The 14,427-nt window shown below is 72.0% G+C and carries 14 protein-coding genes and 1 riboswitch; of the genes, 9 read left to right on the top strand and 5 right to left on the bottom strand.

Features of this window, described 5'->3' with window-relative positions:
- Positions 1-5 precede the first annotated feature (5 nt).
- Both ACIRQH_RS02990 and ACIRQH_RS02985 read right to left on the bottom strand, forming a co-directional pair.
- Entirely contained in the window at positions 6-2,204 is a 2,199-nt protein-coding gene (locus tag ACIRQH_RS02990; protein WP_358821270.1) for an FUSC family protein, read from the bottom strand.
- A 277-nt stretch (positions 2,205-2,481) separates the two neighbouring features.
- Complete coding sequence (locus ACIRQH_RS02985; protein WP_358821233.1) at positions 2,482-2,820, bottom strand: UBP-type zinc finger domain-containing protein; 339 nt, start codon at positions 2,818-2,820, stop codon at positions 2,482-2,484.
- Positions 2,821-3,259: 439 nt separating this feature from the next.
- On the opposite strand from ACIRQH_RS02985, the gene proP reads away from it, so the two are divergent.
- Positions 3,260-4,756, top strand: a complete 1,497-nt coding sequence (gene proP, locus ACIRQH_RS02980; protein WP_404223875.1) for a glycine betaine/L-proline transporter ProP — start codon at positions 3,260-3,262, stop codon at positions 4,754-4,756.
- A gap of 169 nt (positions 4,757-4,925) precedes the next feature.
- On the top strand, positions 4,926-5,573 hold the full coding sequence (locus ACIRQH_RS02975; RefSeq protein ID WP_388865297.1) for a GNAT family N-acetyltransferase: 648 nt from the start codon (positions 4,926-4,928) through the stop codon (positions 5,571-5,573).
- A gap of 144 nt (positions 5,574-5,717) precedes the next feature.
- On the opposite strand, the gene ACIRQH_RS02970 is transcribed toward ACIRQH_RS02975, so the two are convergent.
- The gene (locus tag ACIRQH_RS02970; protein ID WP_358821230.1) at positions 5,718-7,172 is read right to left on the bottom strand and encodes an MFS transporter; all 1,455 of its coding nucleotides are present in this window, start codon (positions 7,170-7,172) and stop codon (positions 5,718-5,720) included.
- A 186-nt stretch (positions 7,173-7,358) separates the two neighbouring features.
- On the opposite strand from ACIRQH_RS02970, the gene ACIRQH_RS02965 reads away from it, so the two are divergent.
- The 5 genes from ACIRQH_RS02965 (at position 7,359) to ACIRQH_RS02945 (ending at position 10,920) form a co-directional block, all read left to right on the top strand.
- Complete coding sequence (locus ACIRQH_RS02965) at positions 7,359-7,814, top strand: MarR family transcriptional regulator (RefSeq protein ID WP_358821229.1); 456 nt, start codon at positions 7,359-7,361, stop codon at positions 7,812-7,814.
- A gap of 76 nt (positions 7,815-7,890) precedes the next feature.
- Positions 7,891-8,457 (top strand): exonuclease domain-containing protein, encoded by a 567-nt coding sequence (locus tag ACIRQH_RS02960; protein WP_404223872.1) that lies wholly within the window; start codon positions 7,891-7,893, stop codon positions 8,455-8,457.
- 252 nt (positions 8,458-8,709) lie between these two features.
- Complete coding sequence (locus ACIRQH_RS02955) at positions 8,710-9,408, top strand: beta-glucanase (RefSeq protein ID WP_388865304.1); 699 nt, start codon at positions 8,710-8,712, stop codon at positions 9,406-9,408.
- 145 nt (positions 9,409-9,553) lie between these two features.
- Positions 9,554-9,727 carry a hypothetical protein gene (locus tag ACIRQH_RS02950; RefSeq protein ID WP_404223870.1) on the top strand — a complete coding sequence of 58 codons (174 nt, stop codon included), beginning with the start codon at positions 9,554-9,556 and terminating at the stop codon, positions 9,725-9,727.
- A 446-nt stretch (positions 9,728-10,173) separates the two neighbouring features.
- A complete protein-coding gene (locus tag ACIRQH_RS02945; RefSeq protein ID WP_404223869.1) occupies positions 10,174-10,920 on the top strand; it encodes an alpha/beta hydrolase in 747 nt (248 codons plus the stop codon).
- A 44-nt stretch (positions 10,921-10,964) separates the two neighbouring features.
- On the opposite strand, the gene ACIRQH_RS02940 is transcribed toward ACIRQH_RS02945, so the two are convergent.
- The gene (locus ACIRQH_RS02940; RefSeq protein ID WP_358821224.1) at positions 10,965-11,189 is read right to left on the bottom strand and encodes a hypothetical protein; all 225 of its coding nucleotides are present in this window, start codon (positions 11,187-11,189) and stop codon (positions 10,965-10,967) included.
- A gap of 464 nt (positions 11,190-11,653) precedes the next feature.
- A riboswitch (cyclic di-AMP (ydaO/yuaA leader) is annotated at positions 11,654-11,825 on the top strand.
- A gap of 8 nt (positions 11,826-11,833) precedes the next feature.
- Between ACIRQH_RS02940 and ACIRQH_RS02935 the strand changes: the two genes are divergently transcribed.
- Positions 11,834-13,261, top strand: a complete 1,428-nt coding sequence (locus tag ACIRQH_RS02935) for an NlpC/P60 family protein (RefSeq protein WP_404223868.1) — start codon at positions 11,834-11,836, stop codon at positions 13,259-13,261.
- Positions 13,262-13,327: 66 nt separating this feature from the next.
- Here ACIRQH_RS02935 and ACIRQH_RS02930 read toward each other — a convergent pair whose 3' ends face one another.
- A complete protein-coding gene (locus ACIRQH_RS02930; protein WP_358821222.1) occupies positions 13,328-13,645 on the bottom strand; it encodes a hypothetical protein in 318 nt (105 codons plus the stop codon).
- A gap of 167 nt (positions 13,646-13,812) precedes the next feature.
- On the opposite strand from ACIRQH_RS02930, the gene ACIRQH_RS02925 reads away from it, so the two are divergent.
- Positions 13,813-14,343 carry a PadR family transcriptional regulator gene (locus ACIRQH_RS02925; protein WP_388865312.1) on the top strand — a complete coding sequence of 177 codons (531 nt, stop codon included), beginning with the start codon at positions 13,813-13,815 and terminating at the stop codon, positions 14,341-14,343.
- Positions 14,344-14,427 lie beyond the last annotated feature (84 nt).

The raw sequence follows: 14,427 nt of genomic DNA, 5'->3' as shown, positions 1-14,427 counted from the left end.
GGGGGTCACGGCGCCGCACTGCGCGGCGACGTCTTCTCGGGCGTGGCGACCTGAAGGCCGAGCGGGCGGGCCAGACCGATCACGCCCTCGTCCAGGCGCTGGAGATGACGCAGGACCCGGCCCGTGACGCGGTCGTGGCGCGGCGAACCCGGCGCGTCCGGCTCCAGCATCGAGGCGAGACTCGCACCCGTCTCCGCGACCCCGTCGGCGCTCTCGTCCTCGACCCGCGCGACGAGGACGTCGATGTTGTGGCTGATGCGCCGGCCCGCGAGCTTGAGCCGCGGGTCGGCGGCCACCGTCCGGCTGTAGGGCAGGAGTTCGGCCGTCGCCGCCAGCGACCGGGCGTGGTACGCGCAGGTCTCCAGCAGGGCGACGAGGTAGCGGGCGGTCTGGCGGCGGGCCCTGAGCGGCGTGATCGGGTGCGTCAACGGCTGCGTGGACGACCGTAGATCCTCCAGCGCCGTGTCGAGATCACGGGCCTTGTCCAGCAGGTCGAGCGCCACCCCGCCGCTCAGCTGCTCGACCGCCGCGCTGCTGACGTCCCCGAGCCGGGTCAGCACGGTGGCGAGGAGCTCGTCGGTACGCCGGTCCGTGGGCACCGGCAGCACCAGGGCCGCCGCGACCACACCGCAGGCCGCACCGAGCGCCGTCTCCTCGATCCGCAGGAAGAGCACCGAGGCGCTGTAGGTGTTGAGCAGCGTGTAGAGCAGTCCCAGCATCGCCGTCACGAAGAACGACATCAGGGCGTACGACAGCGGGGCGGTGAAGAACATCGCGAAGATGAACAGCAGCACCAGCGTGAACGCGATCCAGGTGTGGTTTCCGACCATGCCGGCGAGTCCGACACCCGCGATCACGCCGAGCACGGTGCCGAGCAGCCGACGGTAGCCCTTGACCAGGATCTCCCCGGTCGAGGACGTGTTGAGGAAGACGACCCAGCAGGTCAGCACCGCCCAGTACCAGCGCTGGCTGGACAGGAACTCCCCGCCGACGATGGCGAGGGCCGAACCGACCGAGACCTGCACCGCCGCCCGAGTCGTCGGCCGCTGCAGTCCCTTGCGCGCCGACTCGTCCTCCTCGGCCTCCTCGGCGCCCGCGATGGCGACGTCCTCGGCGTCCAGCTCCTCGCGGGAACGCGTGGTCTCCGGCGAGTCGTCCGACTCGTCCTGGGGTCCGTCGAGCGCCAGCCGCAGACCGAGGACGGAGCGCGCCGCCTCGCCGATACCGCGGAACACGTCCTGCACGGCGGCCGAGGCACGCGGCAGGTTCTCCTCGTCCCGGTAGCCCAGAAGGCGGTTGCGAACCTGGGCGACGCCCGTGCCGCGCTCACCGGAGGCCGGGCGGGCGACGAGCAGCCGCAGCGCCTCGAGGTCGCGCCGCAGGACCGCCGTGGTGTCGTCCTGCGCCCGCAGCCGGTCGCCCGGCGCGGGCAGCGGCGCGTCCGGCAGATGCAGGGTGAGGGTGTCGGCCCGCTCGGCGCTGCGTGCGGTGAGGATGAGGACACCGAGCCGCTCCGCGGAGATCTCGGCGTCGGCCACCCGGCGCTGGAGCAGCGAGGCGACCGTGCTGTCGCTCGTGCCCTCCTCCAGGCGGCCCTGGATCATCATCGCGCTCTCGTGCAGCCGCGCGGTGTTCTGCCGTACGTCCTCCAGCGCCTTCTCGGCCCGGTCGGGAGTGGCGTCGAGGAGGTCGATCTGCACGGACACCAGCTGGGCCAGCCGCGCCCGGAACGCCTCGCGCAGCCGCAGCAGGACACGTTCGGGTGTCTCGACGACGAGACCGAACCGGACGACGGCACTGCAGGCGAAGGCGACGGCGAGCGTCGCGATCAGTCCGGGGAGCGTGGAGAAGGTGACTCCGACGAACAGCGAGACGAAGTAGATCTGGAACCCGATGAGCCCGAGCGCCCACCCGCGATCCCCGAACCGGCGGCTGTAGACCGCCGTGAAGATGAGCGCGACGAAGAACAGGTCGCCCGCGACGACATGGTGGTTCAGCCACGCGCCCAGCGTCATCGCCACGATGGCCACGGGCAGGCCGAGCAGGAGGGTGCGGGCCTGGTCGCCGCGCTGCTTCTCCTTGATCGCGAACGTGCCGACCATCGCCGTCATCGAACCGGCCACCATGTGAGTGACATCGGCGCCGAGCAGACTCAGGACGGCGAGCGCCAGCGCGATGGCGCCGACGGTCCGAAGGCCGGCCATCAGCCGCAGCAACCCCGGGTCGGAGGCCGCGTACCGGTCCCAGATCCCCGCCCGACTCGGCTTGGTCACTGTCCTCACGCTGCGCTTTTCCCCGCTCCCGCGTCATGATCCGGAACTCCAGCATGGCATGCGGGGGTCACACGGTCCGAGCTGCCCCACCGTCCCGCCTCCTCGGCCGACGCGACCGCAGGACGCGGACCACCGCGTTCCGGCCGGGGGCGAGCCGCCACGCGTCGACGGGGATACGCGGCGGACGCGGCCGGCAGCGGGCGGGGACTCAGCACGGCTCGGGCCGGAGGAAGACCTCGTCCTCGTAGCACCAGGCCCAGGTCTCGCCCGGCTCCACCGAGCGGACGAGCGGGTGGCCCGACCGCTCGTGGTGAGCGGTGGCGTGCTGCCCGCGCGAACTGTCGCAGCAGCCGACATGGCCACAGGTCAGACAGGCGCGCAGATGCACCCAGGTGCTGCCCCGGGCGAGGCACTCCGCACAGCCTTCCGCGCCGGAGAAGCCGATCCCGGGCACGGCCCGCTCCAGGTGGGAGCAGCTCCGTCCCTCCGGTCGTCCGCCGTCGGCGGCGACCACCCAGCCCTGTGCCGTTGTCTCGTCGGGTGCCATACGTCGAGTCTCCCCGCCCGGCACGGGCCACGCAGTCCGTCCGGGACCGCGGAGCGGGGCCGGTCAGAAGACCACGGTGCACCAACGGTTGACGAAGGCGGACCGGTCCGGTGCGGGCGGCGCTCCTGGGCCTTCGGACCGCCGGGCGGCCGGTGCGGCCGGCGCTTCGGGGCGATGCGAGGCCCGGCCGGCCGGCGCCGCCGTGTGCTGGGTACCGACGGTCCTCGGCCCGTTGATCGGATCAGCTGGTGACATGGCCGGTGAACGAGTGAGCGCCGGGCGAGGACACGGCGCCGGGGGCGGCACCGCGCCTGCGATGCCGTGACGAAGATCATCGTTGCCGCGAATCTGTTTGCATCTGCCACGAACGAGCAAACGAGTCTCTGGACATCTCCCGGGCTCAGAGCAACGAAGACACAGAAGGCGGAGAGGGCGCTTCATGGCAGTCACCGAGACCAACCCTGTCGATCCGGAGGCGGTCAAGCGTCATCGCACGCTGTTCAGGGCCGTACGGAGGCGCAGGAATCCCCCGTTGAGGCGGACCGACATCACGGTCACGGACGAGGCGGCCGTCAAGCGCGCGGTGAAGGCGGCGTCGCTCGGCAACGCCATGGAGTGGTTCGACTTCGGCATCTACAGCTACCTCGCCGTCACCATCGGACACGTCTTCTTCCCGTCAGGGAACGGCACCGTCCAGCTCCTGTCGTCGTTCGCGACCTTCGCCGTGTCCTTCCTGGTCCGCCCGCTCGGCGGCATGGTCTTCGGGCCCATGGGCGACCGGGTCGGCCGCAAAAAGGTGCTCGCCGTCACCATGATCATGATGGCGGTCGGCACCTTCGCCATCGGGCTGATCCCCTCCTACGCCACCATCGGCTTCTGGGCACCGGTCCTGCTGATCCTGTTCCGCCTCGTGCAGGGCTTCTCCACGGGCGGTGAGTACGGCGGCGCCTCCACGTTCATCGCCGAGTACGCGCCGGACCGGCGCCGTGGGTTCTTCGGCAGCTTCCTGGAACTGGGCACGCTCGCCGGGTACGTGGGCGCGGCGGGCCTGGTCACGGTGCTGACCTCCGCGCTGGGGAGTGGCGGCATGGAGTCCTGGGGGTGGCGCGTGCCGTTCCTGGTGGCGGGGCCGATCGGACTCGTCGGTCTCTATCTGCGACTGCGGCTGGACGAGACCCCGGCGTTCCAGAAGCTGGAGGACGAGTCCTCGCACAAGGCGTCCGACGCCGCCTCCGCCGTGGAGACGACCGCCAAGGGAGACCTCGCGAAGATCTTCCGTGACTACTGGCCGACGCTCATCCTGTGCGTCTGCCTGGTCGGCGCCTACAACATCACCGACTACATGCTGCTGTCCTACATGCCGACCTACCTGTCCGACGAGATGGGCTACAGCGAGACGCACGGGCTGATCATCCTGATCGTCACGATGGCGGTGCTCATGCTGATCATCAGCCAGGTGGGCAAGCTCTCCGACCGCTTCGGCCGCAAGCCGCTGCTCATGGCCGGCATGCTCGGTTTCCTCTTCCTGTCCGTCCCCGCCTTCCTGCTGGTCCAGCAGGGCAGCATGATGGCGGTGTCGGCGGGCATGCTGATGCTGGGGCTCTCCCTGGTCTGCATGCTGGGCACGATGTCGGCGGCCCTGCCCGCGCTGTTCCCGACCCAGGTCCGCTACGGCTCCCTCTCCGTCGGCTACAACCTCTCCGCCTCCCTCTTCGGCGGTACGACCCCGCTGGTGATCACCGCGCTGATCTCGGTGACCGGAAGCGAACTGATGCCGGCGTACTACGCCATGGCGGCGGCCCTCGTCGGCGTCATCGCGGTGGCCTGCATGAAGGAGACCGCGCGGCAGCCGCTGGCCGGATCGCCGCCCGCCGTCGGCACTCCGGAGGAGGCCGCCGAACTGGTGGAACGTCAGGCGCCGGTTCCGCGGTTCTGAGCTCCGGGGCTCGTCTCCGGTCGCAAGCGTCCGGGTGTGTCCGGTGCGTGGCAGCCGTTCCCGTACGGCTGCCGCGCCCGTTGGGCCCGCGGAAGTCTGCTGCCGTGCCTTCTGGCCGGGCAGTCCCCGCCTCTTGTGGGAGCGCTCCCAAGGCGTCAGGATGCCGTCCATGAGCGCATCGCCGAGCATTCGCCCCTACCGGCCCGCCGACCGTTCAGCCGTCGCCGACGTCTGTGTCAGCACCGCGGACGAGGGAGGGGACTCGCGTGCCCGGTACCCCGACGAGGGGCTGATGCCGGCGATCTTCGCCGAGCCCTACTGCCATCTGGAGCCCGAACTGGCCTTCGTCCTCGACGACGGCAGCGGGCGGGCGGTCGGCTACGTCGTCGGCACGGGTGACACCGAGGCGTTCGCGGCGCGATTCCGGGAGTCGTGGATCCCGCGGGTCGCGCACCGCTACCCGGCCCTCGCGGGGGCGCCGCGCACGCCCACCGAGGAGATGGTCGGGCTGCTGCACACCCCCGAGCGCATGATCCTGCCCGAACTGGCCGCCTATCCGGCGCACCTGCACATCGACCTGCTGCCGGAACACCAACGCCGCGGTCATGGAAGGGCGTTGATGCACACCTTCCTGACCGCGCTGCACGACCGCGGGGTGCCCGCCGTCCATCTCGGCATGGTCACCGCGAACAAGGCGGCCCGGGCGTTCTACGACCGTCTCGGCTTCCACGAGATTGCCGTGGAGGACCCCGGGCCGCTCACGTATCTCGGCAGGTCCACGGCGGTCGCGCAGGGGCGGGCGCCGAAAGGGAGTTGACGCCCGCGGGCGCCGCACGGCCTTCCACGGACATCCGGAAGTCCGTGGTGCGCTCGTGACGGTGGGCACCGGTTCCGGCGAGGCGGGCGGACGACGACCACCCGCCGGAACCGGTGTGAACGAACGGCCCTTCGGTCTCCGGCCTCAGCGCGCGGCCGCGGTCACCTCGGGCGCGGTCGTCGGGCCGGTCTTGTCGGTGCCGGCCGCGGCGCGGACTGCGGGGATGACGGCCGCGATCGCCGCGGCGACCAGGGCCACGCAGCCGCCGACGGCGAGCCCGGTGCGGAAACCGTTCTCGGACGTGAAGGAGTAGCCGGCCGCCGAGGTCGTCATCTGCGCGAGGATGACGCCGACGACCGCCGAGCCGACCGAGGTGCCGAGCGAGCGCATGAGGGTGTTGAAGCCGTTGGCCGCGGCGGTCTCGGAGAGCGGTACGGAGCTCATGATGAGCGCGGGCATCGAACCGTAGGCGAGGCCGACGCCGCTGTTGATCACCATGCCGACCAGCATGAGACCCCAGGCCGAGCCCATGAGGGTCAGGGACAGACCGTAGCCGAGGGCGATGACCAGGACACCGCAGATCAGCGTGAACTTCGGGCCCCGGGCGTCGGTGAGCTTCCCGCCGAACGGGGAGACGATCATCATCATGATGCCGCCGGGGGCCATCCACAGGCCGGAGGCGAGCATCGACTGCCCCAGACCGTAGCCGGTGGCCTCGGGGAACTGGAGCAGCTGCGGGATGATCAGCATGCTGGCGTACATGCCGAAGCCGACGAAGATCGAGGCGACGTTGGTCAGCAGGACGCGGGGGCGGCCCGTCGTGCGCAGGTCGACCAGCGGGTCCTTGGTACGCAGTTCCCAGGCGCCCCAGGCGAGCAGGACCACGACGGCGCCGACGAGCAGCCCGAGCGTCGTGGCGGAACCCCAGCCCCAGTCGGAGCCCTTGGAGACACCGAGGAGCAGGCACACCAGGCCGACGCCGAGCCCGAGCGCTCCGGGGACGTCGAAGCGCTGCCCCTTGGCGCTGGCCGGCACGTCGGGGACGAGGAACCAGATCAGCGTCCCGATGACGACGGCGAGGACCGCGGAACCCCAGAAGAGGACCCGCCAGTTCGCGTACTGCGCGACCGCCGCGGAGATGGGCAGACCGAGGCCGCCGCCGATGCCCATGGAGGCGCTGACCAGCGCGATCGACGAACTCAGCTTCTCCGCGGGCACCACGTCGCGCAGCAGGGCGATGCCCAGCGGAACCATGCCCATGCCCATGCCCTGCAGCCCGCGCCCGACGATCATCGGTGTGACGGACGAGGACAGCGCGCAGACGACGGAACCGACCACGAGCGGGACGGAACAGGCCAGCAGCATCCGCCGCTTGCCCACCAGGTCGCCCAGCCGGCCGGAGACCGGAACGCAGACGGCGGCGACGAGCAGCGTCACGGTGATCACCCAGGCGCTGTTCGCGGGGGTGGTGTGCAGGATCTCCGGCAGCTCGGCGATGAGCGGAGTGACCAGCGTCTGCATGATCGCCGCCACGGTGCCGGCGAAGGCCAGTGTGGCGATCACACCGCCCGCTCGGGCGGTGGGCTGGGGGGCGTCCATGAGGGACTCCTCGGGTGTCTCGGCGTGTCTCTGGTGACTGCCTGCGGGGCAAGGGATGTGCATCGTACACGTCGTATGTATCGCGCATGTGATGTGGCTCATGCATGCTGATGTGGGAGCATGGTGCGGGGCCGTGCCCATCCGTGCGACGCGCGGCCCGTGCGAGAGCGGGAGGCGACAGGCGCGATGGTCAGGCCCACACATGAGGTCGAGTACGAGCAGATGCTGCTGAGCCGCCACGGCCTGATGCACCAGAAGGGTGGCCGGACCAAGGACGGCGTCCTGGAGCGCAGCGCGTACATCCTGCTCAGCCGCATCCGGGTCCAGGGGCCGATGTCGATCGGTGAACTGAGCGACGCCTTCGGGCTCGACGCCTCCACCCTCAACCGGCAGACCGCGGCCGCCATGCGTGCCGGTCTCGTCGACCGCATCCCCGACCCCGACGGCGGCATGGCCCGCAAGTTCCGCATCACGGAAGAGGGTTCACGCCTCCTGGACCAGGAGCGGCAGGGGCTCATCAGCTCTCTGGACCGTGTCATGGCCGACTGGCCGGAGTCCGACATCGCCGCGTTCGCGTCGTACCTGCGGCGCTTCAACGCCGACATCGAGCGCATCGGCGGACGCCCCTGGCCGCGTCCCTGACCCGACCGCCGGCCGGGGGACGGGCCACCGGAAAACCCGGTGACCGGCCGGCCCGGCAGCCCCTAGCCTCACCCGCATGGACAAGACCGGGGGACTGCTGAACGTCGTCGATGTCGAGGCGACCTGCTGGGAAGGAACACCGCCGCCCGGCGCCGTGAGCGAGATCATCGAGATCGGTCTGACGGTCGTCGACTTGGAGCAGGGCGTACGGCGCGAGAAGCACCGGCTGCTGGTGCGGCCCGCCCGGTCCACCGTGAGCGCCTTCTGTACGGAGCTGACGGGGCTGACCCGGGACGAGGTCGACCTGGGGGTTGATTTCGCCGACGCCTGCCGTGAGTTGGCCGTGCGACACCGCGCGGGGGAGCGTCCGTGGGCGAGTTGGGGCGACTACGACCGCCACCAGTTCACCCGCCAGTGCGCCGCCACCGACACGCGCTACCCGTTCGGTCACCGGCACACGAACGCCAAGGCCGCCTTCGCCGCCGCCCACGGCCTGCGTAAGCGGCCCGGCATGGCGCAGGCCCTGCGGTTCGCCGAACTGCCCCTGGAGGGACGGCATCACCGGGGCGAGGACGACGCCTGGAACATCGCCGCGCTGGTTCTCGGTCTCGCCGAACGGGGCGCCTGGCCGGACGGTCCCTAGGACCGTGACACCACGGCGAGGACCGTTGGCGTACCGGCTCGCCGCGCACCGGCCCGGCGCCGACGACGGCGAGACCGAGAACCAGCGCGGCGACGGGACGGCCGCCGGCGATGCGACCCCGTGGTCCGGGGCCGGGGGTCGGGCCCGTTCACTCCCAAGGGTTGTTTCCCGGCAGGTCCGGGCGAACGGCGTGTGAGGCGGGGCTCCCGGGGGAGAACCTGGCTCGTGAACGCCGTCCCCGGGGAGCCCCGCGTGTCCGATGTCGTCTTCACCGCGGATTTCGCCTCCACCCGTCAATGGGTCGCGGGCCACTCGTGGGCCTATCCCGACGGCGGCCCGGTCAACCCGGGCGACGACAAGCTCGACCACCTGGTGGCCGACCCCGCCTACTGCCGAACGGGGGTCTTCCGTGCCACCCGCCGCTCCGACGGGGCGTGGGACGCGGGGCTTCTGACCACTGAGGGCAGCGAGGACGCGTTCATGGTCCGCACGGGAGACGTGCTGGAGGCCAGGGTCAGACTGCCCACGGCCCTCGGTGCGTGGCCGGCCATCTGGACGTGGCGGGACGGCGGCCAGGAGATCGACGTCTTCGAGTACCACCCCGACAACCCCGACCTGCTCGAACTCTCCAACCATGTCCGAGACGCCCATCACTACTACAGGGAGGGGGCGGTTCGGCCCGGGGCGTGGGTGGACCTCGTGGTCGAGTTCGGCGCCCACCGCGTCGTGTGGTGGGTGAACGGCGTCCGCGCCTTCGCCGACCGGCGCGGGGTGGGCAGGCACTGGGAGGCGTATCTCATCGTCAACCTGTCGGTGTGCGGCGGGCGTTACCACCCGCCGCCCACTCCCGACGTCTCCGAGATGGACTTCGCGGTGGACGGCCTGATCGTCCGCAGACCCGGGTCCGACGAGCCGGACGGTGTGGCGGTGGACGTCGGCCTGCTCGACTGACCCGGCGGGCGCGACGGGCGAAGTCGGGTGGGCCAGAACGAAATTGGGTCCCAGCGGGTGCATCCAACGGGCGACGTGGCGCGGAAGTACGGCATCAGTAGCGACGTCGCGTTCGTGCACGTCGCACCGACGGGTGCCGAGGGCCATGACGAATCCGCAACCGGGGCGAGAGACTCCCGAGGCCGCGTACATCGGCCACGTGGGCAGCTGCCGCACGTGCCAGCGGGAGTCGGGCCGCTGTCCGAACGCCGAGCGACTGTGGCGGCTCTACCAGGAGTGGCGCAACGGCTACGGCACCCGCCCCGGAGGAGCCGGGTGAGACCGCGCCGACCGCCCGCCGCGAACGCCGACGCGCGTCCCCGTCTCGTGACCGCACACGGCCGGGACGACGTGGGGGAGCTGTGGTTCCCCCTGCTGCCCGCCTCCGGTCGAGCTGGACAGGGACGACCGGGGGCGGGCCCCGGGCAGATCCGCGGGTGAGCCGCGAACGCGTCCGGAACCGGCTCATCGCGGCGAACCGGACGGCACGGGAACGGCAGCTCCGCCGAGAACGCGCCGCCGCCCGTAAGACCCGGGGCATTCCCGGCGACCGTTCGCGACGTCGCGACGACCAGGCCCCACGGAAGCCGGCGCGTACACGCCCCGACGGGCGGAGGCCTCACCAAACCGCGCCCGCCTCGGCTACGGATACCCAGTGACCGGCGGCACGATCCCTCGTCGGCCTAGGGTGAGGCGTGGAAAGCGCTCTGACGGTGAAGAGGTGTCATGCGAGGCTCTGCGCGGATGTCCGCCCGTGACGGACTGCGGCCCGGGGCGGCCCGGACGCTGACGGCGCTGGTGCCGCGCCGGCTCTCAGGCGGGGACGCGGGACCGACGCGGGCCGCGGTGCTGATCCTGCACGGGGGCAGGGCGGACAGCCTCGCTCCCTCCCGGCCCTGGCACGTCTCCGGCCTGCGCATGCGGCCTTTCGTGGGCTCCGTCACCCGGGCCGTGCCGGACGAGGACGTCTTCGTCGGGCAGGTGCGCTACCGGGTACGCGGGTGGAACGGAGCCGCCGCCGATCCGGTCGCCGACGTACACCGGGCCCTCACCGAACTCACGGAGTTGGTGGGAGACGTGCCGGTGGTACTCGTCGGCCACTCGATGGGCGGCCGCGCCGCGCTGCGCGCCGCGGCCGCTCCCCAGGTCCGGGCCGTGGTCGCCCTCGCGCCCTGGTGCCCGGAGGGCGAGCCCGTGGCGCATCTGCGGGACAAGCGGGTGATCGTGCTGCACGGCGACCGGGACCGGATCACCGAGCCCGCGGCGTCCTTCGCCCTGGTGCGCCGGGCCGCGAAGGAAGGCTCCTCCGCGAGCGCCGTACGGGTGGCGAACGGTGACCACGCGATGCTGCGGCGCGCGCGGACCTGGCACGAGGCCACGGGCTCGGCGGTCGCCGGTCTGGTGTCCCGGGCCGACGGCCCGGGCGGACGGCTTCCCGCCGAGGGGCCGGACGGCGAACCCGGCGTCCTCTAGTTCCGCGTCCGACCCTGTACGCGGCGGCTCCCGCCGGACAGGCCCTAGGCGGACTCCAGCCGGTCTGCGGGATCGGGGCCGGGGGCGAAGGAACGACGCGAGCCGGCCGTCACGCGCGGGGCGGACCCGGGAAGCGGACCGCCCGTGGACGGATCCCAGCTGAGGATCCACTCGAAGTCGCGCTGCAGCCGCCGGGCCTCGCTCCGGACGAGCGTCGGTATGTCACCGCGTTCGGAGATCAGTTGGGCATAGATCGGTGCATCGTGCACGTGGGGATCCTCGACTCGCTCTCAGGGCCTTCCGCGGGCCTTCCATGCCTCGACGGTAGGGCCGCGACGCCGACGCGGTGGTCATCCGGCCGGGTCGGCCAGAACCGGTCACCGCATGACCATCGACAGCCGCCGATGTCGAACGAGCCGTCAGGGAACGCCAGTTCTGTTCGCACCTCGAACGGCCTGTTCCGGGCCGACCGGAAGCCCCGGCCCGCCGTGGAGACTTGGTGGACGGAGCTGGACGAGGACGGACTCGTGGAGGGGGCTCACCGCCGAACGCGGTTGTCCCGACGGCCGGTTCGCGTACGGGGCGTGCTCCCGTCGTCGCACAGCGGGGCGATGCGACGAAGGTCACGAAAATGTATCGGACATCTGGGACGTGGATCTTCACACGGGGGTCACAACATGGCTAAGTTGACGACCAGGCCGCCCGACTCCCTCCGGCGAAAGCTCGCCGGGCGGCGCGGCCTCCGCCGAGTCCGGCCCGCCCTCGTGGCAGCCGGAGCCGGGGACCCACCGAACCTGGGGTGAATCGGCCGACTGCCTCACGAGGCACAGGCCGTAGGGCATACCTTCCGGAACCGTCCGCCCGAACCCGACAGCTAACCCGGTAGGCGGACGACGGAAGGAGTGCCATCCCCATGGCGCCGGAACGCACCCAGCCCAGTGGCGATGAAGTCCGCCGACGGCTCGCATCCCTCTACGACCGGGCCGAGGACGACACCGGCAACTTCAACGCCACCCGCGCTCTGTCGAGCCTCTCCTCCCGCCAGGGCGACCGACGCGCCGTGGCCCGACGGCTCACGGACCAGCGCCCGGCCGCGGACGAGCGCGGAGGTGTCGATCCCGCTCAAAGCGACCTGATGCGGCAGTGGTTCGACGGGGCGCGCTCCCGGCTCGGGCCCACGGTCGCGGCCGTACTGCCCATGGACCGGCAGCCCGACCGCGGGCGCGTGGCCGGCCGGCCCGGTGGGGGTGCGGGAAGCCCCGGGGAGCTGCCTGCCCAAGGCGCCCGCGCCGTGGCCGAGTTGACGGCGGCCCCCGTACGGGAAGTGGCAGCGGGCCCGGTCGCGGAACTCACCGCGGCACCTGTCGCGGAACTCACCGCGCGCCCCGTTCTCGAACTGACCGCGGGCCCTGTGTCCGGGCCGACGACCGGGCGCGCCCTCGCGGTGCCGGACAGGGGCTCCCCGGCCACCGGACCCCTTCCGGTGGTGTCACAACCCACGCCCGCCCCGGACACGTCCTCCCCGCGGTTCCGCAAGGACCGCGCCCGGCGCAAACTGGCCGCCGCACAGGAACTGCTGACCCGGCACAACGCCCGGCAGAGCGTGGCGGTGCCGGTCGCCTACCCGTCCGTGGAGCTGCCGGCCGCGGAGACGGCCGTCCCGCCGGCCCCGTACTGGCCGGCGGAGAACGTGCCGGTGCCGGCCGCGCCGGCCACGTACCCGTCGGTGGCGAGTGCCGCGTGGCCGGCCGTGGAGGCCGGACATCCCCAGGTGGAGAGTGCCCCGCTGCCGGCCGCCGCGGTCGAGTACCGGCCGGTGCGGGAGTCGTGGTCCGCCCCGGCCGTCGACGACAGTTGGCGCCCGTCGTGGCCGGCGCCCGTCAACGAGCCTGCGCCCGGCGCTCCCTGGTCCGCCGCTCCGAACCCCGGCTACGACACCGGGAGCATCACCGCCGTGGCGGCGCCGCCGGTCACCGGGTACGACACCCGGGCCGCCGAGGCCGTCGCGTTCGCCCGCGCCCAGGTCGGCAGGCCGTGCGTGTGGGGAGCGTCCGGGCCCGGCTCGTACGACCCCTCCGGCCTGACCCAGGCCGCCTGGCGCAGCGCCGGTGTGCTGCTCCCGCGGTCGACGTCCGACCAGGCGCGGATCGGACCGGCGATCGCCCTGGCAGGTGTCCAGCCGGGCGACCTGGTCTTCTTCCACGGGGACCTGAGCCACGTGGGCATCTACGTCGGCGACGGCATGATGGTCCACGCGCCCAGCCCCGGAGGGCGGATCAGCGAGGAGTCCGTCCAGCACGCCGGGCAGGCGGCGATCCACAGCGTCGTGCGGCCGGTCTGAGGTGCGGGGGACCGGTCGGCCGCGGGCACACCGCGGCCCACCGGCCACTCCGGCTCTCTCGCCTCGTCAGAACTCGCTGTCGATTCCCGTGACGGCGGCCGGTCCCAGCGGAGCGTCGTTCTCCGAGAGGCCGCTCTCGCGCAGCGCGCCGGAGACGAGCCGAACGGCCTCCGCCTCGGCGGTCCGCCGGTCCGCCGCCTCGACCTCCAGCCGGACCGAGAACGTGTGGTTCTCGTCCACGCTGAGCAGGCTCAGCTCCTCGGTCTCGCCCAGGTCCGTGTTCTGCGGGTCCTGAGGGCGCAGCCTGCGTTCCACGTCTGCGCGGGAGGCGTCCGAGACGCCGTGGACGAACGTCCCGGGAACGGTGATGACGTAGGTGGTCACAGGAACTCCTAGCGTGCGTGCCCCGCGGGCCTGAGTGCGGTCGGCAGTGTGATCGCCCGTATACCCCGCATTGTGACGGTCACCCGCGGCTTCTTCGCGTCGGGCGCCCTCTGCGGCGTGGTCACGGGTGTGCCGTGCGGTGTTCGGGTGGCGATACGGTCGGACGCATGGCTGATGCTCGGTTGACCACCGCCTCGTTCCTCGTGCTCGGCGTCATCGACAAGCTCGGCGAGGCCAGCGCGTACGACGTCAAGGGTGAGGCGGCGCGCACGGTGGCACCCTTCTGGTCCGTTCCGCACGCCCAGGTCTACGCGCAGTGCGACCGCCTCCTGGAGGCCGGCCTGTTGTCGCAGGTGCGGCAGGAGAGCGGCCGCAACCGCCGGGTGCTCACGCTGACGGACGAGGGCAGGGCCGCGCTGCGCGACTGGTTGGACGACACCGCCTTCGTCCCGGTCGAGGCCCGGGAGCGCGGCATCCTCAAGCTCTGGTTCGGCGGCCGGCCCGATCTGCTCGGTCCCGTACAGCTCGGCGAGCACCGGCAGACCCTCGGCGACTACGAGGAGCTCGCGGAGAGCGTGGGGGAGCTGCTGACCCGCGGACAGCGCGACGCTCTGGAGTTCGGCATCCGGTACGAGCGGATGATGGTCGACTTCTGGCAATGGGTGCAGCGGCGGGAAGAGGACGCGACAGACCGTTGACCGCGGCGCCCGGGCGGCCCTACCGTCTCGATAGTCCAAAAGAGACTATCGATGGTCGGGTCACGACCACGAGCAGGGAGTCGC

It is taken from the genome of Streptomyces sp. NPDC102279, from assembly GCF_044766365.1.
GTDB lineage: Bacteria > Actinomycetota > Actinomycetes > Streptomycetales > Streptomycetaceae > Streptomyces.
The sequence above is the reverse complement of the archived record's forward strand: the minus strand, read 5'-3'. Positions and strand labels throughout refer to the sequence as shown.

What these genes read in the sequence shown, in the direction of transcription:
- ACIRQH_RS02990 (WP_358821270.1), bottom strand. Translation starts at nt 2,204, where the DNA reads ATGGCCGGCCTTCGGACCGTCGGCGCCATCGCGCTGGCGCTCGCCGTC.
- ACIRQH_RS02985 (WP_358821233.1), bottom strand. Translation starts at nt 2,820, where the DNA reads ATGGCACCCGACGAGACAACGGCACAGGGCTGGGTGGTCGCCGCCGAC.
- proP (WP_404223875.1), top strand. Translation starts at nt 3,260, where the DNA reads ATGGCAGTCACCGAGACCAACCCTGTCGATCCGGAGGCGGTCAAGCGT.
- ACIRQH_RS02975 (WP_388865297.1), top strand. Translation starts at nt 4,926, where the DNA reads ATGAGCGCATCGCCGAGCATTCGCCCCTACCGGCCCGCCGACCGTTCA.
- ACIRQH_RS02970 (WP_358821230.1), bottom strand. Translation starts at nt 7,172, where the DNA reads ATGGACGCCCCCCAGCCCACCGCCCGAGCGGGCGGTGTGATCGCCACA.
- ACIRQH_RS02965 (WP_358821229.1), top strand. Translation starts at nt 7,359, where the DNA reads ATGGTCAGGCCCACACATGAGGTCGAGTACGAGCAGATGCTGCTGAGC.
- ACIRQH_RS02960 (WP_404223872.1), top strand. Translation starts at nt 7,891, where the DNA reads ATGGACAAGACCGGGGGACTGCTGAACGTCGTCGATGTCGAGGCGACC.
- ACIRQH_RS02950 (WP_404223870.1), top strand. Translation starts at nt 9,554, where the DNA reads ATGACGAATCCGCAACCGGGGCGAGAGACTCCCGAGGCCGCGTACATC.
- ACIRQH_RS02945 (WP_404223869.1), top strand. Translation starts at nt 10,174, where the DNA reads ATGCGAGGCTCTGCGCGGATGTCCGCCCGTGACGGACTGCGGCCCGGG.
- ACIRQH_RS02935 (WP_404223868.1), top strand. Translation starts at nt 11,834, where the DNA reads ATGGCGCCGGAACGCACCCAGCCCAGTGGCGATGAAGTCCGCCGACGG.
- ACIRQH_RS02925 (WP_388865312.1), top strand. Translation starts at nt 13,813, where the DNA reads ATGGCTGATGCTCGGTTGACCACCGCCTCGTTCCTCGTGCTCGGCGTC.